The following is a 22,937-nucleotide window of genomic DNA, read 5'->3' as shown; positions in this document are numbered from 1 at the left end:
CGGCGTTCTGGGTGACTGCGAAAGCGGCGCAACGGGTTGGGAGGTGTCACCCGGCCCTGGCCGCACTCCGAACGGCGGCGCCGAATCGACTCTCGGAGACGCCCCATCGTCCGGACCGACTCCCGGCGCCGTCCCCTGCGGCGAACCGATTCGCAGCGTCGTCTCCTGCGGCGAACCGATTCGCGGCGTCGTCTCCTGCGGCGAACCGATTCGCAGCGTCGTCTCCTGCGGCGAACCGACTCCCGGCGCCGTCTCGAGCGGCGAGCCGACTCGCGGCGTCGTCCCTTGCAGCGGAACGACGGACGGTGTCGTCTCCTGCGGTGGAACGACTGACGGTGTCGTGCCGTCGGCCGGTCCGACGCGGGGTGGCATGTCCTGCGGTGGACTGGACCGTGGTGTTGTGCCGTCGGCCGGGCTGGGCTGCGGCGATGCTTCGTCTTCGGGTCCGTCGATCAAGCCAGGCTTGGAATCCGTTCCGAACGGCGACCACGGGCTCAGCGCCGGCCCTGAGGGACGAACGTCGAGAACTACATGATCATTTGTGTAGGGAGGCGTGGAAGGTCTGGACGAGGCAGGCCCGGCGTCAGTTGCGCGGGTGAACGGCGGCCGGGTATCAACCGGCTCTGAAGACCTGGGCCCGGTGCCTGAACCCTCAAGGGACCCAGGGCTGCCGCCGGTCGGTTCTGCGGACTGAGGATGTCCGGCGGAGGAAGGGGCAGGTGTCTGACGTTCGGCCGAGGAAGGCTCGGGTGTCTGACGTCCCGCAGCGGAAGGATCAGGCGTCTGGAGTTCAGCGATGGAGGGATCCAGGGAGAAAGGATCGGCGGCGCTGGTGTCTTGAGGTCGATTTGCCGCGGCGGACGGCATCGAAGATGGCGGCCCTGCAGCCCAAGGGCTGGGGGATCGCGGCAGGGTGGCCGAAGGCCCGGCTGACGTCGCTTTCGCGACCGACGGCTCGACACCTGCGGGTGCGGTCGGCGCCCCACCCGGCGAAGGACTAACAACCGATGGCCCGGCTGACGCCGATCCAGAACGGGGAGGCCCGGCCGGCAACAGCCCAGCGCCAGCTGGCACGGTCGAGGTTGGGCCGGCACCTGCAGGTCCGGCTGGCAGGGGCCCGGCCGGCAACGGCCCAGCGCCAGCTGGCACGGTCGAGGTTGGGCCGGCACCTGCAGGTCCGGCTGGCAAGGGCCCGGCGGGTAGCGGCCCGATACCGGCGGGTCCGCCTGGCAACGGCCCAATACCGCTGGGTCCGCCTGGCAACGGCCCAATACCGGCGGGTGCGGCGGGCAGCGGTCCAGTGCCGGACCCAGTGGACATCGGTCCGGGCGGGAAACCGGTGGCGGAGGATCCGGGCAGTGGTCCGCCCGAGGCAGATGTAGATCCCAGAGCCGGATCCGATGGCAAGGCAGTCTGCAGCGGCGCAAGGCTGGACAGGTTGACTTCACCAGCGCTCGCCGACGAGTAGAGGCCGGTAGATCCGGTCGTGGACGGGCCTGATGACTCCGTTCGGCCGACAGATCCCGGGTCTCTCGAGCCAGACGCAGTATCTGAAGAAACGAAGTTCGGCTCACCGGCTGTGAAGCCAGTATCTGCCGAAACGGACACCGGCCCGCTGTCGACCCCGATGGGTCCAGCCGCCAGCCCTGTCGGTCCGGAAAGTGAGACCGGCCCGGAGGGTGAGGCGTGGCTACCGGTGGAGGAAGCGGAGCCGCCGACAGCGTCAGATGTGGCATGGCCCGACGACGCGGCCCCCAAAAAGTCGGACCCAGAAAAGTCGGACCCTGGCGACGCGGCGCCTGACGACGCGGAGTCCAAAGAAGCGGGCCCCGAGAAGGCAGCCCCCGAAGAATCAAGGCCGAAAGAAGCAGGCCCTGACGAGTCAAGCGCAGAAGACCCGACCCCAGAAAACCCGTCCCCAGATGACGCGGGCCCGGACAACGCAGGCCCAGACGACCCGAACACCGAGGATGAGGGTCCGGATGACCCAGGTCCGGAGGACCCAGGCCCGGAGGACCCAGGCCCGGAGGACCCAGGCCCGGAGGACCCAGGCCCGGAGGACCCAGGCCCGGAGGACGCAGAGCCTGAGGACGCAGAGCCTGAGGAAGCGGGGTCAAAGGAAAGAGAAGAAGGCGAGGCAGGCGCCCCTGACTCCCCACCACCAAGATCCGAAGACCCACCCAACAGATCCGACCCGGGCAGCGCCCCCACCCGCCCCGTCAACCCATCAGCCAGCCCATCAGCAACCCCAGCCGAAGCCCCATCCATCAAGGACCCGGCAGCCCCAGAACTAGCAGACTTGGCCACGCTTTCGAGGTCAGGCAGATCCCCACTGACAGCAGCCCCGCCGAACTCCCCCAGCACCTCGGCCCCGACGCCCCGAGTAACCCCGCCACCATGCGAGCCCCGGCCGATCCCGGCCCCGCTAGCTGCGAAGCCGCCGCCGAAGCCACCTGCGGCTGACATTCCCAGGTCTTTGACGTCGAAGCCGTCAGCCCGCCCGGTCGAGTTCTGATACGCCTGGATGGCCCCGTTGGTCAGGGCTTCTTCCTTGGCCTCGTCCAGACCTTCCTTGAGCCCTTCCTTACCGAGCTGCTTCAACCCGGCCTTGCTGGTGAGCTGTTTGGCCGCCCGCTCCCCCGCCTCTTTCAGCGACTTCTTGATCGCCTTTTTCCCGAGCTGCGCGATCAGGCGCTTGAAGATCTGCTGGATGGCGAAGCGGGTTGCCGCGATCAGCCCACCGGCAGCCGGCGACGCAGCTCCGAGCGTCAGCGTGACCGCAACAGCCATGCCGATCAGTTCGATCAGGAAGAGGCCGATCTCGATCCAGGCTTCGAGTTTGGCGCCTTCGATGTCGCAGCCGCATTCTTCGACGAGTTTGCCCAGCTCGTCGGCGATGGCCAGCAGCGAGTTGAGCGGCGCGTTCTCATCGGCCGAGAGCTGATGCCACGCACCATTGAATGCCTGCGCGCCGGTGCCGCCGTAGCCGGACAGGACCTGGCCGGCGGCGTCGTAGGCCTCGGCTCGGGGTTCGTCCAGGAGGGCCGCGATGGTGTACCAGCGGTCGGCGACGTCCCAGGTGGTCTTCTCGTTGCCCTCGGGCCAGTCGAAGCCGACGACCCATTCCAGTGCTTCGTAGGCCCATTGCGGGACGTCGAACGGGCTGTAGTCCAGCGGGTGGGGGATCGGGCTGGGGAGCAGGGTCACGAGCGTTTCCCGTACGTCCGCTCCACGCGTACGGCTGAGTGGTGGTCTGTCTGGGTGGCTTCTTGGACGGCCTCGACCACCGCGTCGCCGAGGCCTTCGACGTAGAGGCCGAGTTTTTCCCAGGCTTGGAGGACCTGTTGTTCGATGGGGCGGTAGTTGTTCTCGAAGGTCTGGCCGATGTCGTCGGTGCCCCACGGGGGTGCCGCGCTGAGGGCAGCGACCTCCGCGCCGGGGCCGGTGCGCTGCCGGGTGAGGTGTTTGCCGGCTGCGGCGAGGTCGCGCCCGCCGCCCGCCACGCGGTCGAGGTCCAGCCAGAGCTCGGGTTCAGGCATCGCCGCCGGCCTCACGCATGATCTTGTCCTGGCGGCGCAGCAGTGAGCCGAAGTTGTTGTCCTTGAGGAACTGCATCGGGCCGGAGTCCGCCGGCAGATAGTCAGCCATCAGCTGCTCGACCTGCTGCGTGGCCTTGGCGGTCGCTTGTTCGACCGTTGTGACGATTTTGCGGCTGAGCTCGGCGGCGTCCATGTCGCGGTAGATGCGGCGGTCGAGGCGCAGGTCCAGGAGCTGGCCGCGGGGGCCGACCGTCGCGCGGATCAGGCCGTCGTCGGAGTCGGCGCTGGCGCGGAGCTCGGCGAGGCGGCGCTGGACGTCGTCCATTCCGGACCGGAGCCGGTTGTACTGCCCGTAGACATCGTCGAAGCGCGCCCGTAGCGCGTGGTTGGCATCGCGGTCCGCCATGTCCGCCACGGTCGTCCTCCCCAGCACCCGACCCATCGATCGGGGGTGACCCTACCGGGCGGCGCCACACGACGTGGTCCGGTAGTTTCACCCCGCACAAGGATCGCGGCGACAGGGGGTCTGATGATCACGCGGGAGGACGCCGAGGAGATCGCTGCGAGCTGGGCGCGGGGCGAGTCCGAGGTTCGTGGATACGAGTGCCAGCCGATGATCTCGGAGTTCGACCTCGGTTTTGTGGTGTGGACCAAGCAGCCGCCGGCGGTGCTGCCGATCCCGGGGGACGGCGCCCGCACGGTCATCGATCGGGAGACCGGTGCGCTGTCGACCTATCCGGGTGTTCCGGCCGAGGTCATCGCCGAGATGTACCGCACCCATCAGCCTTCCGTGGCCGCTCGCCGGCGGACGGTCGACCCGCAGGTCGAGCTGCGGCGCAACGCGAAGCGCCGGGCGTCGCCGACCACTGCCGCGCATCTGACCGTCGACGGGCACCTCTTCATCGCGCGCGGTGCCAAGGGCGATCAGGAGATCAACCACCATCCGCTGGTCGCGGCCTATCTGTCCAGCCTGGAGCCGGCCCGCACGGTACGCGGAACCGACCGTCACGCCGAGCTGATCGTGCTCTCCGACGTCCTGCACGAGGCGGACAGGCAGCGCGACGTGGCGATCACGCTGGACGAGGCACGCGCCTGGCTGCGTACGGCGGATTTCGAGTCGTTTTTTGTGCGGGACCAGGGCGACCCGCTGGGCGGTACGTCCGCACGCCCGTGCGAGTCGTGCATCCTCACGCTGGTCGACTTCGCGGTGTTGCCATGGTCACAGTTGGCGTTCACCGAGCCGTTCGTGCCCTATTCGGACAACATCGCTCAGCCGGGGCGCTTCCCCGATCATGTGGCCGGTGCGCTGGCCGATGCGGGCTGGCGGCCGATGCAGCAGGTGGTCGCCGAGGTGCTGGCCGACGGCATGATCGAGGACGTGGTGAACGTCCCGGGTAAACGATTCCAGCACCGGGTGTTCCCGGCGGCGCGGGAAGCCGTCATGGCGTTCCCGGGGATCTTCTGCGGTCTGCGCGGGCCCGGTGTGCGGCGGTGGGTTCGCTGGCTCAATCTGGAGCCGGCCGCGGCGGCGCACAGTGCGGATGCGCTGGGTGAACTGGCCGCGGTGATCGGGGCGCCGCTGTTCCCGATCGGGGTCGAGGCCAAGGGTGACACGATCGTGGCGATCGACGAACGCGGGCGGATCTTCGCGCTGGACCAGGGCGGCGAGTGGTTCCTCGGCAACACTCTCGACGAGGGCCTGCTCAGCCTGCTCACGGGCGACGGTCCCGCCGAGCGTCTCCGGGACGACGGCACCTGGTAGGCGCGAGTTCAGCCGAGCAGGGGAAAGGTGAGGCCTTCGACGGCGCTCCGGTCAGCCGCGGTCAGCTCTTCGCGGCCCGTTCCCTTGAGCAAGGTCTCGTGCTCCGACCAGTGCGCCGGCAGACCGACCGGCGCCGCCAGCCCGTCCAGGGTGGACAGGGCGATCTCGATCGCCTCCGGTGGCGGTTCGGGGGCGTCGGGCAGTGACACGATCAGGTCCAGGTGGTGGATCACGGCCTCGGTGACCAGCGTCGCCGTGAAGTCCGGGACGGCGAGCACGTGCTCCTGCGTACCGATGAAGGAGCCGGGGTCGGCGCGGTGGGCGACCGAAACGGCAGCGGCCGAGGTTTCGGTCCAGCGCTGGACGACTCCGGACGGCTGGTTGAAGGCGGCGGCCGTGCGGCGCACCCACTGCGCGTGCGCGCTGGCGGCGGAGGCGTCACCGACGCCCGCGAAGGATCTCCAGTAGGAGACGAAGTCGACGTCCGCCGGCCCGTCGACAGGAACGGCAAAGGCGACCAGTGCGCGCTGCGCGTCCAGGCTGACGTGCAGCAGCAGGTCGCAGATCGTCCAGCCGCGGCAGCCGGACGGCAGCAGCAACTCGAGGTCGTCGAGGTCGGCGACCACGTCGGTCAGGCCCGTGTAGGCCGCCTCGAGAGCCGTGGCAACGTCGGGAAGTCTCACGAGGAGACACCCTGCCACGGCCCTCGGGAGGCGGCAGGATCAGTCGAAGAGCTCGTTCAGGAAGCTCTTCTTCTTGCGGCCGCGGTAGTGACCGTGGTGACCCTGGCGGTAGTGGCCGTGATGTCCGGCACCGTACTGCGGCTGGGGTGCACCGTAGGGCGCGGCGGGGTACGCCGGCTGGCCGTACCCGGGCGGCGGCGGTGACGCATAGCCACCACCGTGAGGCGGCGGAGGAGGCGGCGCGGCGTAGCCACCGGGCTGGGGCGCCTGGGCCGGGCGGGGCGCCGAGGACGCCTGGCGGCTGTTGAAGTTGGCCTCGGCCTCGAAGAGCCTTTCCAGCTCACCGCGGTCGAGGAAGATGCCGCGGCACTCGGTGCACTGATCGACCGTGACGCCGCTGCGCTCGTAAACCCGCATCTCGCCATGACACTTCGGACAGGTCATCTGCATCTCACAAACGGTACAAGGCCGCGTCACTCCGTGGTGCCGTTGTTCCTGTGGGTCTGCTGAGTGCTTGGCTCAGAGCGGGTGCCCAGACGAGCAACGCCAGCGGGTAGAGGAGGTACCCGAAGCGCGTCGTGGGCATCAGGAGGATCGCGGCGAGCAGGCCGTACCCGCAGAAGAGGGCCGCGCTCGCGGCCGTGCGGGGCGGACGACGGGTGAGCAGGACGGCGATCGCGAGGGCGACCGCGACCAGCAACGCAGCCGCGACGATCCGGCCGCCCGGAATCCACTGGGAGATCAGGTAACCGGGGAAGGGTGACTGGGCCGGACTGGTCACCAGACCGTGACCGAGCGGGAAGCGGATCACGTTCTCGACGAACGCGTCACCGTCGACCATGAACGCCGGGAGCAGGGCCAGCACGGGCAGGCCGAGCGCGCCCGGCAGGAAACGGCGGGCGTTGCCGGTGACGATCGCCAGGACCGCGAGCACGGCGACGATCGGGAACGCAAAAAGCTTGAGCGCGGCCGCTGCCCCGACGGCGAGGCCGGCGGCACCGAAACGATCAGTGGCGCAGCAGGCCAGAGCCAGCAGGGCCAGCGCGAGCACCGGCAGGTCGTCGCCGCCGGTCGCCAGGGTCAGCGCGCAGATGGGCAGCACGGTGGCGAACTGCACCGCGCGCACCGGCTGGGTCAGCATGCGCGCGGCCACGATCAGGGCCGCGGCCGTGACCACCGCGAACCAGACACGGGAGTCCGTCCACCACACGTCACCGAAGGCCGCCCGCGGCAGACCAAAAACGGCCATGCCGGGCTGGTACGGCGCGTAACCCAGCAACTGCTCACCGGGCGGCAGGGCGGCGATCGCATCCGGTCCCAGGTACGGGGTGCCGGTGCTCGCCAGCCGTTCGCCCATGTGCTCGACGACCAGCACCTCCTCCTGCGCCCGATCGGTGCGGCCGCCCGCACGCTGCACCGACTGGACGATCAGCGGCAGGATCGTGGTGCCACCCCAGGTCACCCAGGTCAGCGCCATCCGCCACCGCGGCCGGCGCAGCACCAGCTGCACGACGACGATCAGGAACGCACCGAGGTACGCCCACGCGGCCCAGGCGCCCCACGCCCGGTGCGGCAGCAACGTCGAGGTCAGGGCGGTGACGAGGGCGAAGATCGCCGCGAGGGCGTACAGCGCGGCGTCGGCGGCGAGGCCATCGCGGGCCCGGTCGAGACGCGCAAGCAGGGTCACGCGGGCAAGTGTGGCAGAGAAGATCTGCCGTGCCCCGGAGACCTGCGGTGCGGCATCCGAACCACCGAACCGGCCGTGTGCAGGGCACTCGCGAGGGCACCCGGGCGCCCGCCCGAGCCGCGTTGCAGGGCGGCGAGCATCCGTCCGGAGCGCATCGGCCGCGAGAACAGGTGCCCCTGGCCGGCAACACAGCCGAGCTCCCACAGCGCGTGCCGCTGCGGCTCGCTCTCGACACCCTCGGCGATCACCGTGAGGTGCAGGCTGCGCGCGAGGTCCACGGTCGAACGGATCACGGCGGCGGCCTCGGACGAGGTCTCCACCGCCGTGACGAACTCACGGTCGATCTTCAACTGGTGCACCGGAAGGCGCGACAGCACCGACAGTGACGACACTCCGGTGCCGAAGTCGTCCAGAGCCAGACGCACACCGGCGTCCCGCAGCTCACTGAGCGCGCGGTCGACCACCTCGAGCTGACTCAGCGTGAGCGTTTCGGCCAGCTCCAGCACCAGCCGGTCGGCCTTGACGCCGTGAGCCGCCAGCCGCGCCAGCACGGCATTGGGGAACGTCGCGTCCAGCAGGCTGCGCGGCGACACGTTCACGGCCACGGGCAGATCAAAACCCGCTTCGCGCCACATCCCGTACGCGGTGAGCGACTGCTCCAGCACCGCATCGGCAAACGCGGGGAGCTGCCCCGACCGCTCGACCGTCTCGAGGAACTGCATCGGGCTGAGGCTGCCGTGCTCCGGGTGATGCCACCGGGCGAGCGCCTCCGCAGACACCACCTCGCCGCTGCCCAGGTCGACGATCGGCTGGAAGTCGACCACGAACTCGTGCTCGGCGACGGCCCGCGACAACTGGCCACCCAGCATGAGCCGGCCGATGTCCGCGGTGTCGCGCGCGTGCAGATAGGTCGCGGTGCGCTGCCCGGAGCGTTTGGCCTGGTACATCGCGACGTCGGCGCGGCGCATCAGCTCCTGCACACCACCGCTGGCGGGCGCCATGGCGATGCCACCGGCAGCCTCGACGGTGAGCTGCATACCGTCGACCTCGATGTTGCGTTCCAGGTCGGCGAGCATGGTCTCGGCCCGATGAGCGGCGACCGCGGGGGTGGGCAGGCCGGTGAAGAGCACCGCGAACTCGTCACCGCCGAGCCGGGCGACCAGATCACCGGGCTGCGCGGAGTCCTCGAGACGCTTGGCGACCTCCCGCAACACCTGATCGCCGGCGCCGTGGCCCAGGGTGTCGTTGACCTCTTTGAAGTGGTTGAGGTCGATCAGCAGCATCGCGCACAGGCCGTCGGCGGCGCGCGCCTTGAACACCTCGGCGGCCTGTTCGAGCAGCTCACGGCGGTTGGCCAGTCCGGTCAGAGGATCGTGGGCCGCCGCGTACGCGTTCTCGGCGTTGATCCGCTTGAGCTCGGCGTACGCCCGGGCATTGCGGATGGCCGTGTAGAGCGACGAGGCGAAGGTCTGCAGCTTGTAGCGTTCGGAGTCGCTGAGCTTGACCGGCTTGCGGAAGCGCAGCCGCAGCGTGCCGACCGCCTCGGTGTCCGGCCCGGCCAGCTGCGCCTCGATGGCCGGGCTGTCCCGCAGGGGTGCCGTGGCGAGCCGGCCCTCGTAGACGAGACCGCCGGCGGAGCCGCGGATCAGCCGGGGCGGATCGGTGTCGGACAGCTCGATCTCGGCCTCGTCGGCGGAGAAGAGCTCCGGCGCGCGGGTCACGGCGGCGGTCAGCACCGAGGTCAGCTCGGTGACGTTCAACCGGTCGGTGCTGGACGCGAGACGCTGCCAGGCCTCCTGATCGGCGCGCTGGCGGATCCTGTTCTTCGTCGCGAACTGCAGGGCGAGCACGGCCGGGATCATCGCGACGATCAGCAGCTGCTCGAGGTCGATCACCAGGGCGACGAGGAGGGCGAGGCCGACGTTGGCCAGCCGGACGGTCGCCACCACGTCCCAGTTACGGCTGAAGGACTGCCGCCAGGACGTGCGGGTGGCCATCGCCACGACGGTGTGGCCCAGCAGGTCGTCGACCACGGCGTAGGCAACAGCGGCCAGCGTCAGACCCAGCGCCAGCAGGGGTAGATCATCAACCTCGAGTGTCAACGCCGCGGTGGGACGCACGCCGATCGCGTACGCGGTCGCAACCGCAGCGGTCGCCGCGGCAGTGTCCTTGGCGACGTTGAACACGATCTTCATCGGGTCGCGCACGAACATCTTCGAGGCGAGCACACCGATGGCGGTGCAGATGATGACCCAGGGCAGCGGCACGGTAGCCACCGCGATCAGGATCGAGCCCGAGGTCGAGGAGAAGGAACGGTGGTCCGAACGCACGCGCAGCTCGATCAGCGGTCCGCTGGCGGCGGCGATGATGACGGTCAGAGCAGCCAGGTAAAAAAGCTTTCCCGGCGCGACCGCGGGTGCGGTGGCAGCGGCCCAGAGCAGGCAGACCGCACCCCCAGACGCGACTAGACCGACATACAGCCGGAGCTGCTTGTCGGTCTTCGCGTCGTTCACTGCGGACTTCCCATGCGTCCATGGTGACCCGCTGCCCGTACGGGCTGTCAATGCTTCGTTGGCCTTCTGTAGTCGGGGACGTGCGGGGTCTCAGGTCCAGTCGGTCTCGCGCATGTCACGCCTCCCCTCGCTCAAAATGGCGATTGCAAAAATCGAAGGCGACTTCTGGGATAAATCCCCGCCGGCCTCGTACCTGCTTGCTGACAACAGGTTAGGAAAAGAACGAGCTGACGGGAAGAAGGATTTGTCGCTCGTTTCAGGAATTGCGAGGATAGGGCGGTTTGTACCGAATGCGTGACGGATTAGCAACACTCCGCAACCATTCGGCGATCGGGCTTTCCCCGTGCCGCCGGACCCCAAACGACCGCAAATGCCCTGCTGCGGGCCGCTGTCCGGGTCGAACTGCAATGTACGTCCAATCGCATTGCCGTGCTCCCGGTATAAAGCGGCCGATGGCTCAATTCACTGCGTAGAACGGATTGCCATCTGAAATGGCTACGGAAAGTGGGAGATCGCTGACGATGCGCCGCGAACGCGCGTCGGAATGCCAAGACCATCTGCGGCGTGGATACGCTGTCGCATGTGACGAACGCAGCGAAAATGACTCATGTCGACGCCGAGGGTGCCGCCCGCATGGTCGACGTGTCGGCCAAGGAGATCACCGTCCGCCGCGCGGTCGCGGCCGGCCGGCTGGTCACCACCGCCGAGGTGGTCGCCCTGCTCCGTGGTGACGGCCTGCCGAAGGGTGACGCCCTCGCCGTGGCCCGCATAGCCGGGATCATGGGCGCCAAACGCACGCCGGATCTCGTGCCGCTCTGTCACCCGATCGGGCTGCACGGTGTCACCGTCGATCTGCGGATCACCGACACCGGCGTCGACATCACCGCGACGACCAGGACAGCCGACCGTACCGGCGTCGAGATGGAAGCGCTGACCGCGGTGGCCACCGCCGGCCTCACCCTGATCGACATGGTCAAGGCCGTGGACCCCGCCGCGAGCATCGAAGCCGTCCGCGTCCTGCACAAAGAGGGCGGCAAGACCGGAGATTGGGTACGCCCGGAGAACCGTCCGTGATCCGCGCCCGAGTGATCGTCGCCTCGAACCGCGCCGCTGCGGGCGTCTACGCCGACACCAGTGGCCCGTTGCTCGTCGCCGGTCTGCGTGAGATCGGCTGCGAGGTGGATCCGGAGCCGGTTGTCGTCCCCGACGGCGAACCCGTCGCCGAGGCGCTGCGGACAGCCCTCGCGGAAGGGATAGCAGTGATCGTCACCAGCGGCGGAACGGGCGTCACTCCCACGGACCGGACTCCCGAGGCGACACGGCCGCTGCTCGACTTCGAGGTGCCGGGCATCGCGGAGGCGATCCGGGCGTACAGCCGCGACAAGGTACCGGCGGCCGCACTCTCCCGCGGCTTGGCCGGTGTCGCCGGTCACACCCTGATCGTGAATCTGCCCGGGTCAAGCGGTGGAGCCAAGGACGGACTGGCGGTGCTCGGCCCGATACTTGTCCACACCGTCGACCAGATCCGCGGCGGCGACCATAGGCTTTCCTCGTGAGCGCACAGCATCTCCCGGTCGACTGGGACAAAGCCCGCACCCTGGCGTACGAGGCCGGGCGAGCCGCCGCGGGTCCGGCCGAAACCGTGCCCCTGGCCGGCGCCGACGGCCGTACGCTCGCCGAACCGCTCGTCACCCTCACCGACCTGCCGGCGTTCCCGACGTCGAGCATCGACGGCTGGGCCGTCCGCGGCCCGGCGCCGTGGCGTCCGACCGGCCGGGTGCTGGCCGGCGGCACCGCCGAGCCCCTGACCGGCGACGGCACCTGCGTCGAGATCGCCACCGGCGCGATGGTCCCGGCCGGCACCGAAGCCCTGATCCGCGTCGAGGAGTCCACACGCGACAGCGACGGTCGCGTGAACGGCACACCCCGGCCCCTGCCCGAGTGGCGACTGCCCGGCGACGAGGCCCACCAGGGCGAAGAGCTGCTGCCGGCCGGCACACCCGTCGACCCGGCCGTGCTCGGCATGGCGGCGACCTGCGGATACGACACGATCGTGGTGCGGCCACTGCCCCGCGCGGCGCTGCTGGTCTTCGGCGACGAGCTCCTCACCAGTGGTCCACCGGGTGCAGGCCGGGTCCGCGACTCGCTCAGCCCGCTGGTCCCGGCCTGGCTGCGCCGCTACGGCGCGACGGTCGACCCGTCCGCCGTCCGCGGTCCCGTGCAGGACACTCTCGAAGCGCACGTCGCAGCGATCCGCTCGGCGCTCGAGGTCGCGGACGTGGTCTGCACAACCGGCGGCACGATGAACGGGCCCGTCGACCACCTCCACCCGGCCCTCGCCGAGCTCGGCGCGGAATACGTCATGAACACCGTGGCGGTGCGCCCCGGCTTCCCGATGCTGCTGGCCCGCGTCCCCGGACCGGCCGGCCGGCCGCGGTTCCTCGCCGGGCTGCCCGGCAACCCGCAGTCCGCCGTGATCGCCCTGATCTCGCTGGTCGGGCCGCTGCTGGCCGGCCTCCACGGCCGCGACCTGCCGGTGCTGCCCCGCGTCGAGCTGACCGCCCCGGTCCCCGGCCGCGGCGGCTTCACCCACCTGGCGCTGGCCGCCCTCGACCAGGACGGCCGCAAGGCGACACCGGTCGGCCACGTCGGCTCGGCGATGCTGCGCGGCCTCGCGGGCTCGCACGGTTTTGTGGTCGTCCGCCCGGACACCCAGGCGGCCGCGGGCGAACTCGTCCCGTTCCTGCCCCTGCCGCTCTACGCCGGAGAACGCCCATGACCACGATCGAATCGGTACGCATCGCCGACATCCGCGACGCGACCCTTTCCCTGGCCGCCCACGAGGAAGCCGTGTCCGACCCCCGCGCCGGCGCGGTCGTGTCGTTCCAGGGTGTCGTCCGCGACCACGACGGCGGCCGCGGCGTGACCCTCCTCGAATACGAAGGCCACCCGACCGCAGCCGCCATCCTCCGCGAAGTCGCGGACGAGATCGCCGCAGATCCGGACGTCTACGCGGTCGCGGTCTCCCACCGCGTCGGCGTGCTGCAGATCGGCGACGTGGCGTTGGTGGCCTCGGTCAGCACGGCCCACCGGGCGGCGGCGTTCGCGGCGTGCGCCCGTCTGGTCGACGAGGCCAAGGCCCGCCTCCCGATCTGGAAACGCCAGGTCTTCGCCGACGGCACCGAAGAATGGGTCAACTGCCCCTGACCCCACGCACCACACAAGGCCGATCCACGCTGGTCGGGCCGCCGCTGCGGCATTGCGGTGCCGGGCGTCAGCGGCCTGGGTCGCGGGGCGGTGGGATGGATGCAGCTGGCAGCGGTCCGCCCGGAACATGTGAGCGGCCCGGCGGGTCCCCGGCCGCCGGCCGATGCCTGTCGGCCCCGCGATCACCGCCCGGCAAAGTGCCGGCTGCACGATCCGCGCCTGAACCTCGACCAGTGCCCGGGGCACGCCCAACTCTGGCCTCGCGCAGAACCGGGCGCCCCAGCCACCGGTTGATCGGGAAAGCCGGCGCCACCCCAGGCCGCCAAGGCAACGCGTTGACCAGCAGAATCAACGCCAGCGCGTAAGCGTTCCCGGAGAACGCGTCGTGCAGGCTCCACATCGGAGCGAGCACGAAGAGCAGATATGTGAGCCCGGCAAAGATCGCCGAGCCCAGGCCGGGCCACCGGTTCCGGCCCGGCATCGGACGCCCGGCTGTCACTCGCAGCCGAGCGGCGGAGTCGATCAGGATCAGGGTTGCCGGAAGCACCCAGATGAGTTCGTGTGTGTCGGTCACCGGCCCGACGATCGCCGCGGTCAGGCCGATCAGGGTGAACGCCGCGATCTCGTCGCCGTCCGCGTGGGCCGCTCGCGCCCGGATGAAACCGACCGCGATCAGCAGCAGGGAGAACGACAGCCAGAGCAGCACCGGTGTCGTCGCCGAGTCGTAGATGCGCGCCAGCACACCGGCCAGCGACTGGTTGCCGATCGCGTCGACCGGCCCCGACCGGTCGATCCGCCACAGCACCTCGCTGAACCAGGCCGTGGTCTCCCGGGGCGTGATCACCAGAGCGGCCAGGGCGGCGCTCAGCGCCGTGCCGACAGCCAGGCCTGCGGCTCGCCACTGTCGGGTGACGACCAGGTAGGCGATGAAAAATGCCGGGGTGACCGCCAGCGCCGTGGCGATTCCGGTGCCGAGGCCGGCCCAGGCGCCGGTTGCCCAGGCGCGCCGGGTCAGGTCACCGGCCGTTCGTCCTGGTGGGGCGGAGGCGGATCGGCCCGGCCACCAGGCGGCCCGGCTGCGGGCCCAGGCGCCGCGGCGCAGGGCGACGATGTCGGCCGTGATCAGCCCGAAGACCAGCAGGTCGAGGGCGCCGATGCCGAGTGCGGCGCGTACCGGCTCGGCGGTCAGCGCCAGTGCGCTTGCTGCGAGGACGACGGGCCAGCGGCGGCGGCCGTACCGCCGGGCGACCGGTCCGACCAGCGCCACCAGTGACAGGCCGAGCGCGGCGACACCGGCCAGCGCGGTCAGCCAGCCGGCGAGCCCGAGCGGCAACAGCACCGCCGGCGAGACGAAGAACAGCGCCGGTGGCGGCAGCGCGGTGCCCAGCTGGGTACGCGTCGACCGGTACGCGTACAACCCGTCGCCCGCGAGCCAGCTCTGCACCGCCGCACGGTCGATCGCGAGGCTGCTGAACCCGTACCGTTGGGCGATCGTGGTTATCGCGGCCAGGACACCGATGCAGGAGAGAACGACCACGACGGACCTGGTCGTGACAGGACGCGCAGCCGTCCGCATCGCGGGCATGGCGCGACCTCCCCGTTACTCGGTCCCGGCGCCGGTCGAGAGCGCTTCGACCACTTAACGGCGGGCGAGCCGGTTAGGTGATTTACCCGGGGATCTTGCGTGCGGCGACCGCCGACCGCCGGGCGATCCGGGCCTCCCGCTTGGCGGTCCGCACGGCCCGGCGCACCGAGCGCTGCGAGCGTTCCACGGCGTGGCTCGTCCGGTAGCTCAGCCCGGGCCGTCCCTCGGTGTCGGCCGCCGCGAGCAGCAGCCCGCCGAGCAGCGCAAGGTTCTTCAGGAAGTGCGTCTCGTGCTGCGTCCGCTCCGGCTTCGGCATCGTCCAGAACGGATGCCCGGCAAACGTCGTCGGCACCAGATTGGCCGCCAGCACCAGCGCGGCCGGACGTGTCATCCGCCCACTGGCCAGCATCAACCCGGCCACGACGTCGGAGGCAGCCTTGGCCTGCACCAGCGTGCGAGCGTCGCTGGGCAGCCGCGGATCAACCCGCTGGAGCATCGGCCCGACCTTGTCGGTGACACGCTTGGCCGCGTCGACCTTCGCATCGGGGTCGAGGACGATCCGAACTCCGCTCACGACGAAGATCGCACCGAGCATGGCGCGGGCTGCAGTACGCACAGGCTTCATAGCCCGTTTATACCCGCGCTCAGAGCCTCAAGCGCCCGTCCGGGGGTAAATCCTGGAACTCCCCGACCTCAAAATCAGAAGCCTGTCGTGCCTGGTTGCCTGGCTCCGGCCGTCGCTCCCGCCGAGACCGGGCGCGGGCGGCCACTCGCCCAGGGGCTCGTGAACGGCCGCCCGCACCCTGCCAGGTCCGTGCGTGGCCGGCCCGTAGGGTTGGAGGGTATGAGTGACGTTCGAGAAGAACGGGACGACGACATCGAGGCCGTGCGGCAGATGCTGACGGCCGCCTTCGAGTCCGACGCCGAAGCGCGGCTGGTGGACGCCCTGCGATCCACACACGCCTGGATGCCCGAGTTTTCCGTGGTCGCGGAGGAAAACGGCGAGGTGGTGGCGTTCGCGCTGCTCAGCCGCATCATGATCGGCGGTGAGACAGGTCTGGCGCTCGGCCCGGTGGCCGTCCTTCCCGACCGGCAGAAGCAGGGTCTCGGCGCGGAGGTCATCAAGGATGCGCTGCGCCGGGCCACCGAGGCCGGCGAGCGGCTGGTGCTCGTCCTCGGCGATCCGGCCTACTACAAGCGGTTCGGTTTTGTGCCCGCAGCACCGTTCGGGATCATCAGCGACTGGTCGTCGGCCGGTGATGCCTGGCAGGTGCTCGCCCTGAACAAGGTCAAGGCGCGCTACCCCAGCCCTTGGCGCAACCTCTAGGGCTGAGTGCGCAGGTAGCGCCCGAAGTGCGGCACGGTGAACGCCACCGTGCCGCGTTCGCCGGAGTAGATCAGGCCCTTCTTGATCAGGGCGTCGCGGGCCGGGGACAGGCTGGCCGGGCGGCGGGACAGCGCCGCCGCGATGTCCGACGTGGGCACAGCCGCGTCCATGTCGTTGTCCGTCTCGCCGGAGAGGGACGCCATAGCGCGCATGTACTCGCGTTCCGCCGGTGTTGCGCGTTCGAACCGCGACCCGAAGAACCCGACGGCCAGCTCGGCCTCCGCCTCGGGTGCCGCCACCAGCACGTCCTCGGCGGTCACCGGCGACGTCGGCGCGTGGTCCCAGGTCGCCTTGCCGTACGCCTGAACGAAGTACGGATACCCGCCGGACTTCTCGTAGAGCAGGTCCAGCGCCTTCGCCTCGTATTCGACGTCCTCGCGGGCGGCCGGCGCGCACAGCGCCAGATCGGCGGCGATGCGGTCGAGACGGTCGATGCGCTGATAGCGGAAGAGGCGCTCCGAGTAGGACTTCGCCGCGGACAGCACCGCCGGCAGGTGCGGCAGACCGGCGCCCACCACGATCAGCGGTGCCCCCAGCTGGGAGAGCTCGTGGCAGGCCGCGCACAGGGCGGACACGTCCGCCGGGCCCAGGTCCTGCATCTCGTCGATGAAGAGGGCGATGCCCGTGCCGACGTCCGTGGCCAGCGACGCCGCGTCCGTGAACAGCTCGACCAGGTCGATCTCGATGTCGCCCGAGTCGGCGCGACCGCGGGCCGCGGGCACGTCGATGCCGGGTGTCCACCGGTCACGCAGCTTCGCGGACGAGTCGTTGGCCCGCAGCGCGAACGCCTTGAGCACGGCCAGGACCTCGTCGACACGGTCGGGGTTGCGGTGGTGCGGGCTCAGCTCGCGGATGGCCATGTGGAGTGCGGACGAAACGGGGCGGCGCAGCGACTGATCGGGACGGGCCTCGATCTTGCCGGTGCCCCAGAGCCGGCCGATCGCCGCCGACCGCAGGGTGTTGAGCAGGACGGTCTTGCCGACACCGCGCAGGCCGGTCAGGACGAGGCTGCGCTCGGGCCGGCCGCGGGCGACACGCTCGAGGACAACGTCGAAGGCGTCCAGCTCACGGCCACGTCCAGCCAGCTCGGGCGGCCGTTGGCCGGCGCCGGGCGCGTACGGGTTCCGGACCGGATCCACGGATAGCACCGTATCGGGCTCTCTAGCCAAAAAGCTAGAGACGGGATTCGAACGTCTTCTACGACTATCTAGCAAAAATGCTAGATCTTGCTAGTCGACGCCATACTCCTTGAGGCAGAGCACAAAGTCGAGGCTGTCCAGCTCGCTGTCGTAGAAGTACCACTTGGTGTACTTCGCCACCTTGCCGCACTTCGACTCGGCGTCGGCCTCACCGGTGGTGCGCCCGTCGACCCGCTTGAGAACCTCGTAGGTGCCGCTCGCACAGGACACGATCTTGAGATCGGGGCTGTCGTCGGCGTTGCCCTCGTTGCGGACGCACTGCCCCTTGGCCACAAAACGGGCGTCCTCGCTGCTCTGCGGCTCGGGCACGGTCCCGTTGGTGGTCGCAGAAGCCGTCGGAGAGCCGGTGCGGCCCGCGGTCGGGTCGTTGTCGCCGCGCTGGACCAGCCAGGCCGCGGTGCCCAGACCTCCACAGATCAGCAGGCCGAGCACGATCACCAGGGCGATGATCGGGGTGTTCCGCCGCTTGGGCGGCAGTGGCGCGGCGGGCGGCGGCTGCCACATCGGCGGAGCACCGTTGGGCACGGCCGCCGAATAGGGGTGATAGCCGGTCGAACTCTCATTGGCCGGCGGCACCGACATCGGCTGACCACCCCAGGCGACGTCGGGCGCCGGGGACGAGTGCGTGGCGGCGTCACCCCAGGGGTCGGCCGGCTCCGTGTACGGCTCGTCGGAACCCGACGATCCGCCGGCCGACCAGCCTTGGCCGGGGTAGGGGCCGTTCTGCGACATCGGGGTTCCTCCAGGCGCGGGTTCGCTGTAGGCCACCGTAGCGTGGACCTCCGGCACGATCCCTCCCGGAATCGCGCCGTCCCGGGCTCAACTCGGCGACAACGGTGCTAATCGCCGCCACTGTCGGCAACGCGACCCGCGGACCGCCGGCCGGACCACTACCGTTCAGCCCCGTGTCGCTTCCGGTCGCGGTCCTCTCCGCCCTCTTCGGCGGCGCGGCGGCAGCCTTCCTCCCCCGCGTCACCCACCGCCTGTCGGTCCCCCGCGGTTCCCCGCCCCGCGCGGTCTGCGCGACCTGCCAGACCTCTTTCTCAACCTGGGTAAGCGTCGGAGCACCGTGCCGATGCGCCCCGCCCCCGGTGTGGACAATTGCCACGGGTGCCCTGGTCACGGGTCTGCTGGGTGCGACCGTCGGCCCGACGCCGCTCCTGGCCGTTCTGCTTCCGGCGGCGGTGCTGGGCATCCTTCTGGCTGCTGTCGACCTGCGGTGCCTGCGCCTCCCCAATCCCCTGGTGGCGGTGCTGGCTGCGGTCACCGTCGTCCCTCTCGGCCTGAGCGCTCTCCTCATCGGCGAACCGGACCGCCTGGCCCGCGCCGGGCTGGCCGCGCTGCTGACCGGGCTGGTCTACCTGCTGGTTGCCCTCCTGCCCGGTGCCGGGCTGGGCCTCGGCGACGTGAAGCTGGCGGCGGTCCTCTGCTTCACCTTGGGCTTCGCCGGCTGGCCCGCGGTAGCCATCGGCCTCCTGACCCCGCACCTGATCAACGGCCCGATCGCCCTGACCCTCTTACTCACCCGCAGAGCAAAACGCCGAACCGCCCTGCCTCTCGGCCCAGCTCTCCTGATCGGTGCTCTCGTCGCCCTCGTGACCACTTGACCGCCGTCAAATTCACCGGATCGAGAGTCGTTGCAGACCTGCGACCGCCTGCGCTGACCGGCCTACCCGCCGGCCGACCGCTGATGCAACGATCACCGGCATGGATGCACGGCCACTGACGCAGCGAGAACAAGCGGTCCTCGAGGCGCTCCTGAGCATTGATTTCCCGAACGTCGAAGCGCTGCGCCGCCAAGCCGCCGACGTACTCGTCGTCGGCACCTGCGGATGCGGATGCCCCTCGATCGACTTCGAGCGCGGCCGTGGCGAAGGCATGACGATCGAGGTCAACGCCGGTGTTCGAGACTCCTACGACGGGCTGTTTCTCTACACGATCGGGGACCCCCAACGCGGAGACGTCCTCGGCGGCATCGAGTGGACAGGCATCGAAACGCCAGGCCTCACCGAGCTTCCGTCACCCGACCTGCTCACCATCCGACCTGCCTGAGTCGTCGGGGTTCGGGGAGCACGAAGCCGGCAGGGTGCGGGCGGCTGTTTACGAGCCCTGGGCGAGTGGCCGCCCGGGCCCGGTCTCGGCGTGAGCGACGGTCAGAACCCTGCAACCAGGCACGACATGTTCCAGAATTTGATCTTGCGCGGTCAGAGGAGCCGCAGCTGCCGGTCCTTGGGACGGGACGGCACGCGGTCGCCCATTTTTTCGAAGAGGCCGGTGTCGATCGCGTCGAGGAACGGGCTCGGGACCTGTTCGCGTTCCTTGCCGTGGCGGAAGCGGCGGGCCGCGTGGCTGACGTAGAGGCGGTCCTGGGCACGCGTCAGGCCGACGAAGAAGAGGCGGCGTTCTTCGGCTGTTTCGTCGTCGGTGGGTTTGGTGCCGGGCCAGCGCAGCGGGAGGAGGCCATCCTCGCAGCCGACCAGGAAGACCACGGGGAATTCGAGGCCTTTGGCGGCGTGGAGGGTGAGGAGGTTGACGGCTTCGGCGCGGGGGTCGAGGGCGTCGACTTCGGCGCCGGTGGCGATCTCCTGGAGGAAGCGCGTCATGTCCTCGCCGATGCGGTGGGCGAGGGGCATGAGCAGGTCAGCGGCCGTCCAGATGTCCTCGGGCGCGAGTTGTTCGGCGTCGAGGGTCGGCGCGGCGTAACGCTGCGCCAGGACCTGAGCTGTCAGCTTGACGCGCGCGGCCAGGGAGCCGCCGAGGCCGTCGGCGTGTTGCAGCTCGTGGGCGATGATCTGGACCCCGGGCCGGTCGCGCAGGCGGTTGTGTGACCGCTTCTGCACGGGTACGCCGGCACGCGACAACGCGTCCACCACAGCTTGTGCCTGCGCGTCGGTGCGGTAGAGGACGGCGATGTCCGCGAAGGACAGCGTGCCGGGGGTGACCGCGCGGGAGTCGATGCGGCCGGAGTCGAGGGATCGGTGGGAGAGTCCGCCGACGAGTTCGTCGATCGTGCGGACGACAAAGTCGGCCTCGTCGGCCACACTGCCGGCGAAATAGCGGCCGACCAGCGGGGACTCGGGGTTGACCCGGGCCGGGTCGAGGCGGCGGCCGGCGACGAGGGTGGTCGGGGCGATCGCCTGCACGGCCGCGGCGAGGATCGGCGCCGAGGAGCGGTAGTTGCGGGTCAGGCGGACCAGGCGGGCGTCGGTGAAGTCGCGGGAGAAGCGCAGGAAGTAGCCGACGTCGGCGCCACGGAACGAGTAGATCGCCTGGTCGGGGTCGCCGATCGCGCACAGGTTGCCGGTGGCGGGCGAGAGCAGGCGCAGCAACTCGTACTGCACGTCGTCGACGTCCTGGTACTCGTCGACGAAGATCCACTGCCAGCGTTTGCGGTAGCGCTCGACCAGGTCGGGCTCGTCGCGGAGCAGCGCTACCGGCATCGTGAGCAGGTCGTCCAGGTCGACCAGGTCCTGCTGGCGGAGCAGTTTGGCGTACGCGTGGTCGTCGTCGCCGGCCTGCTCACGGGCCGCGGTGCGTTCGGCGTCGTCGGCGATGCGCCAGTGGGCGCCGAGGCCGGCGGCCTTGGCGTTCTCCTTGAGGATGGTCAGCCCGACCGAGTGGAACGTGCCGACCGTGATGTCCTCGGCGACGTCACCCATCAGCGCGTCGAGGCGGTGCCGCATCTCCTCCGCGGCACGACGCGTGAAGGTGATCGCCAGGCAGCGTTCGGGGAAAACGCCCAGCTCAGCGCAGAGGTACGCGATCCGGTGCGTGAGCGTACGGGTCTTGCCGGTGCCCGGGCCGGCGACGATCAGCAGTGGCCCGCCCGGCGCCGAGGCCGCGACACGCTGCATGGCGTCGAGGCGGTCCAGCAGGCCGGTGCCGACCTCTTCCATGCCGGCGAGCATCGGCTCGAACGGCTCGTGCGGGCTCGCCGGAGGTGGCAGCGGCGGCGCCTTCTTCTTCGGCTCCTTGACCGCTTTGGGCACGGTCGCGCGGCCGATCGCGGGTTCGGCCTTGCGCTGCTGCGGGACCGGCACGGGCAACATGTCGAACAGTGTCTCGGCTTGCGGGGCACTCTGCTTGTTACGCAGCTCGCCGGGTTCGAAGAGCGTGATGACGCCGTACTCGCCGTCGTACCCGGAGATCCGGCGCACGTCACCGCGCCGCAGCCGGTCGATCGCCTCGCGGAGCTGCTCACCGCCGGTCTGGCCGATGTCGTCGAGCGGGACTCTGCGCAGGATGTCGAGCTCGGCGCCGAGACCCGCGACGAGGTGGTTGAGCTGGCCGTCCACGGTTTTCGACTTGGGGCCGACACCGTTGATCTCACCGAGGATCTCGGCGAGCTGGATCAGGTGGACGACGTCCTGCGGGCGTTCGCCGCCGGTGGTCCGGTCGGCCAGATCCTCGACGCGGCTGAGCACCCCGACGGTCAGCGGCTTGCCGCACTCCGGGCAGCGGCCGCCGTGGTCGCGGGTTTTCTGCGGCGCCCAGTTGATGCCGCAGACCCGGTGCCCGTCCGCGTGGTACTTGCCTTCCTCGGGGAAGAACTCCAGCGTGCCGGCGAGTGTGTGCCCGTCCTTGATCGCGAAGTAGTCCGGCGTACCGGTGAAGAGTGTCGCCTCGCGGGCCAGCGCGGCGGGCGAATGCGCGTCCGAATTGGACACCAGGCGGTAGCGGTCCAGGCTCGAGACCCGCCAGTTCATCTCCGGGTCGGAGGAGAGACCGGTCTCGACGGCCGTGATGTGGTCGGCGAGGTCGGCATAACAGTCGGCGATCGCGTCGAAGCCGGACTTGGAGCCCAGCGCCGAGAACCATGGCGTCCAGATGTGCGCCGGCACCAGGTAGCCGTCCGGGCTGGCCTCGAGCACGATCTCCAGCAGGTCGCGGGAGTCCAGGCCGAGGATGGGCCGGCCGTCGGCGGTGAGGTTGCCGATGCGGCCCAGCGCGGTGTTGAACCGGGCGGCGGCGTCGAGGTCCGGCATGTAGATCAGGTGGTGGACCTTGCGCGTGCGGTCGTCGCGCTTGTAGATCGTGGAGATTTCGACACTGAGCATGAACCGCGCGTTGTCGGTGCCCTGCAGGATCGGCGGCAGTTTGCGGCTGACCTCCTGCTCCGCGTCGCCACTGAGCCGGTAGAGGCCGGGCTCGTCGGCGGGGTGCAGGTTTTCGCGGAGGTGGTCGAACCAGGCCGGGTGCGTGAAGTCACCGGTGCCGAGGACCGCGATGCCTTTGCGGCGCGCCCACCAGGCCAGGTTCGGCAAGGTCAGGTCGCGGCTGCAGGCACGCGAATACTTGGAGTGGATGTGCAGATCCGCGACGTATGTGTCCGCGGTGACCGAGGACCCTGCGCTGTCCGAGGGCACGCTGCATCC

General features: G+C 70.1%; 19 protein-coding genes and 1 pseudogene. 8 read left to right on the top strand and 12 right to left on the bottom strand.

Annotated elements, in window-relative coordinates; genetic code table 11:
- Positions 1 to 2,805: 2,805 nt before the first annotated feature.
- The 3 genes and pseudogenes from AFR_RS48895 to AFR_RS42990 form a co-directional block, all read right to left on the bottom strand.
- Positions 2,806 to 3,207, bottom strand: a pseudogene (locus tag AFR_RS48895) (WXG100-like domain-containing protein); the annotation flags it as partial.
- Entirely contained in the window at positions 3,204 to 3,539 is a 336-nt protein-coding gene (locus tag AFR_RS42995) for a hypothetical protein (RefSeq protein WP_041843450.1), read from the bottom strand. The pseudogene AFR_RS48895 and the gene AFR_RS42995, both read right to left, overlap by 4 nt.
- Positions 3,532 to 3,945, bottom strand: a complete 414-nt coding sequence (locus tag AFR_RS42990) for a YbaB/EbfC family nucleoid-associated protein (protein ID WP_023563138.1) — start codon at positions 3,943 to 3,945, stop codon at positions 3,532 to 3,534. The genes AFR_RS42995 and AFR_RS42990 overlap by 8 nt, the downstream gene beginning before the upstream one ends.
- 123 nt (positions 3,946 to 4,068) lie before the next feature.
- Here AFR_RS42990 and AFR_RS42985 point away from each other — a divergent pair, with 123 nt between their 5' ends.
- Complete coding sequence (locus AFR_RS42985) at positions 4,069 to 5,301, top strand: SUKH-3 domain-containing protein (protein ID WP_023563137.1); 1,233 nt, start codon at positions 4,069 to 4,071, stop codon at positions 5,299 to 5,301.
- A gap of 8 nt (positions 5,302 to 5,309) precedes the next feature.
- On the opposite strand, the gene AFR_RS42980 is transcribed toward AFR_RS42985, so the two are convergent.
- From AFR_RS42980 to AFR_RS42965, 4 genes are read right to left on the bottom strand one after another with little or no spacing between them, the layout of a single operon-like run.
- Complete coding sequence (locus tag AFR_RS42980) at positions 5,310 to 5,984, bottom strand: maleylpyruvate isomerase N-terminal domain-containing protein (RefSeq protein WP_023563136.1); 675 nt, start codon at positions 5,982 to 5,984, stop codon at positions 5,310 to 5,312.
- Between the two features lie 39 nt (positions 5,985 to 6,023).
- Positions 6,024 to 6,434: a TFIIB-type zinc ribbon-containing protein gene (locus tag AFR_RS42975; RefSeq protein WP_041841604.1), complete on the bottom strand. Its 411-nt coding sequence runs from the start codon at positions 6,432 to 6,434 to the stop codon at positions 6,024 to 6,026.
- A gap of 1 nt (position 6,435) precedes the next feature.
- On the bottom strand, positions 6,436 to 7,671 hold the full coding sequence (locus AFR_RS42970) for a glycosyltransferase 87 family protein (protein WP_023563134.1): 1,236 nt from the start codon (positions 7,669 to 7,671) through the stop codon (positions 6,436 to 6,438).
- Positions 7,668 to 10,184, bottom strand: a complete 2,517-nt coding sequence (locus tag AFR_RS42965) for a putative bifunctional diguanylate cyclase/phosphodiesterase (RefSeq protein WP_023563133.1) — start codon at positions 10,182 to 10,184, stop codon at positions 7,668 to 7,670. The genes AFR_RS42970 and AFR_RS42965 overlap by 4 nt, the downstream gene beginning before the upstream one ends.
- 633 nt (positions 10,185 to 10,817) lie before the next feature.
- Here AFR_RS42965 and moaC point away from each other — a divergent pair.
- From moaC to AFR_RS42945, 4 genes are read left to right on the top strand one after another with little or no spacing between them, the layout of a single operon-like run.
- A complete protein-coding gene (gene moaC, locus AFR_RS42960) occupies positions 10,818 to 11,258 on the top strand; it encodes a cyclic pyranopterin monophosphate synthase MoaC (protein WP_438829966.1) in 441 nt (146 codons plus the stop codon).
- The gene (locus AFR_RS42955) at positions 11,255 to 11,740 is read left to right on the top strand and encodes a MogA/MoaB family molybdenum cofactor biosynthesis protein (RefSeq protein ID WP_023563131.1); all 486 of its coding nucleotides are present in this window, start codon (positions 11,255 to 11,257) and stop codon (positions 11,738 to 11,740) included. Before moaC ends, AFR_RS42955 begins: the two co-directional genes overlap by 4 nt.
- Positions 11,737 to 12,963 carry a molybdopterin molybdotransferase MoeA gene (locus AFR_RS42950; protein ID WP_023563130.1) on the top strand — a complete coding sequence of 409 codons (1,227 nt, stop codon included), beginning with the start codon at positions 11,737 to 11,739 and terminating at the stop codon, positions 12,961 to 12,963. The genes AFR_RS42955 and AFR_RS42950 overlap by 4 nt, the downstream gene beginning before the upstream one ends.
- Positions 12,960 to 13,391 carry a molybdenum cofactor biosynthesis protein MoaE gene (locus AFR_RS42945; RefSeq protein ID WP_023563129.1) on the top strand — a complete coding sequence of 144 codons (432 nt, stop codon included), beginning with the start codon at positions 12,960 to 12,962 and terminating at the stop codon, positions 13,389 to 13,391. Before AFR_RS42950 ends, AFR_RS42945 begins: the two co-directional genes overlap by 4 nt.
- 67 nt (positions 13,392 to 13,458) lie before the next feature.
- On the opposite strand, the gene AFR_RS42940 is transcribed toward AFR_RS42945, so the two are convergent.
- Together AFR_RS42940 and AFR_RS42935 are read right to left on the bottom strand one after the other, a co-directional pair.
- Positions 13,459 to 14,976, bottom strand: a complete 1,518-nt coding sequence (locus tag AFR_RS42940) for a glycosyltransferase 87 family protein (RefSeq protein WP_023563128.1) — start codon at positions 14,974 to 14,976, stop codon at positions 13,459 to 13,461.
- Between the two features lie 82 nt (positions 14,977 to 15,058).
- Positions 15,059 to 15,601: a DoxX family protein gene (locus AFR_RS42935; protein WP_041841602.1), complete on the bottom strand. Its 543-nt coding sequence runs from the start codon at positions 15,599 to 15,601 to the stop codon at positions 15,059 to 15,061.
- A gap of 219 nt (positions 15,602 to 15,820) precedes the next feature.
- Between AFR_RS42935 and AFR_RS42930 the strand changes: the two genes are divergently transcribed.
- Entirely contained in the window at positions 15,821 to 16,303 is a 483-nt protein-coding gene (locus AFR_RS42930; RefSeq protein WP_023563126.1) for a GNAT family N-acetyltransferase, read from the top strand.
- Here AFR_RS42930 and AFR_RS42925 read toward each other — a convergent pair.
- A complete protein-coding gene (locus tag AFR_RS42925) occupies positions 16,300 to 17,502 on the bottom strand; it encodes an ATP-binding protein (RefSeq protein ID WP_023563125.1) in 1,203 nt (400 codons plus the stop codon). The genes AFR_RS42930 and AFR_RS42925 overlap by 4 nt on opposite strands.
- A 90-nt stretch (positions 17,503 to 17,592) precedes the next feature.
- Positions 17,593 to 18,294 (bottom strand): LppU/SCO3897 family protein, encoded by a 702-nt coding sequence (locus AFR_RS42920; RefSeq protein WP_023563124.1) that lies wholly within the window; start codon positions 18,292 to 18,294, stop codon positions 17,593 to 17,595.
- Positions 18,295 to 18,467: 173 nt separating this feature from the next.
- Here AFR_RS42920 and AFR_RS42915 point away from each other — a divergent pair, with 173 nt between their 5' ends.
- Positions 18,468 to 19,169, top strand: a complete 702-nt coding sequence (locus AFR_RS42915) for a prepilin peptidase (protein WP_041841600.1) — start codon at positions 18,468 to 18,470, stop codon at positions 19,167 to 19,169.
- A gap of 100 nt (positions 19,170 to 19,269) precedes the next feature.
- The gene (locus tag AFR_RS42910) at positions 19,270 to 19,614 is read left to right on the top strand and encodes a hypothetical protein (RefSeq protein WP_023563122.1); all 345 of its coding nucleotides are present in this window, start codon (positions 19,270 to 19,272) and stop codon (positions 19,612 to 19,614) included.
- A gap of 152 nt (positions 19,615 to 19,766) precedes the next feature.
- Here the strand turns inward: AFR_RS42910 and AFR_RS42905 are convergent, their stop codons facing one another.
- Positions 19,767 to 22,928: a UvrD-helicase domain-containing protein gene (locus AFR_RS42905; RefSeq protein WP_023563121.1), complete on the bottom strand. Its 3,162-nt coding sequence runs from the start codon at positions 22,926 to 22,928 to the stop codon at positions 19,767 to 19,769.
- Between the last annotated feature and the right edge of the window lie 9 nt (positions 22,929 to 22,937).

It is taken from the genome of Amorphoplanes friuliensis DSM 7358 (assembly GCF_000494755.1).
GTDB classification, from domain to species: domain Bacteria; phylum Actinomycetota; class Actinomycetes; order Mycobacteriales; family Micromonosporaceae; genus Actinoplanes; species Actinoplanes friuliensis.
This window is presented reverse-complemented; position numbering and strand designations above follow the sequence as displayed.

Excerpts from the sequence above, each read along its gene's own strand:
- AFR_RS42995 (WP_041843450.1), bottom strand. The coding sequence starts at position 3,539 with ATGCCTGAACCCGAGCTCTGGCTGGACCTCGACCGCGTGGCGGGCGGC.
- AFR_RS42990 (WP_023563138.1), bottom strand. The coding sequence starts at position 3,945 with ATGGCGGACCGCGATGCCAACCACGCGCTACGGGCGCGCTTCGACGAT.
- AFR_RS42985 (WP_023563137.1), top strand. The coding sequence starts at position 4,069 with ATGATCACGCGGGAGGACGCCGAGGAGATCGCTGCGAGCTGGGCGCGG.
- AFR_RS42975 (WP_041841604.1), bottom strand. The coding sequence starts at position 6,434 with ATGCAGATGACCTGTCCGAAGTGTCATGGCGAGATGCGGGTTTACGAG.
- moaC (WP_438829966.1), top strand. The coding sequence starts at position 10,818 with ATGGTCGACGTGTCGGCCAAGGAGATCACCGTCCGCCGCGCGGTCGCG.
- AFR_RS42945 (WP_023563129.1), top strand. The coding sequence starts at position 12,960 with ATGACCACGATCGAATCGGTACGCATCGCCGACATCCGCGACGCGACC.
- AFR_RS42940 (WP_023563128.1), bottom strand. The coding sequence starts at position 14,976 with ATGCCCGCGATGCGGACGGCTGCGCGTCCTGTCACGACCAGGTCCGTC.
- AFR_RS42935 (WP_041841602.1), bottom strand. The coding sequence starts at position 15,601 with ATGAAGCCTGTGCGTACTGCAGCCCGCGCCATGCTCGGTGCGATCTTC.
- AFR_RS42930 (WP_023563126.1), top strand. The coding sequence starts at position 15,821 with ATGAGTGACGTTCGAGAAGAACGGGACGACGACATCGAGGCCGTGCGG.
- AFR_RS42920 (WP_023563124.1), bottom strand. The coding sequence starts at position 18,294 with ATGTCGCAGAACGGCCCCTACCCCGGCCAAGGCTGGTCGGCCGGCGGA.
- AFR_RS42910 (WP_023563122.1), top strand. The coding sequence starts at position 19,270 with ATGGATGCACGGCCACTGACGCAGCGAGAACAAGCGGTCCTCGAGGCG.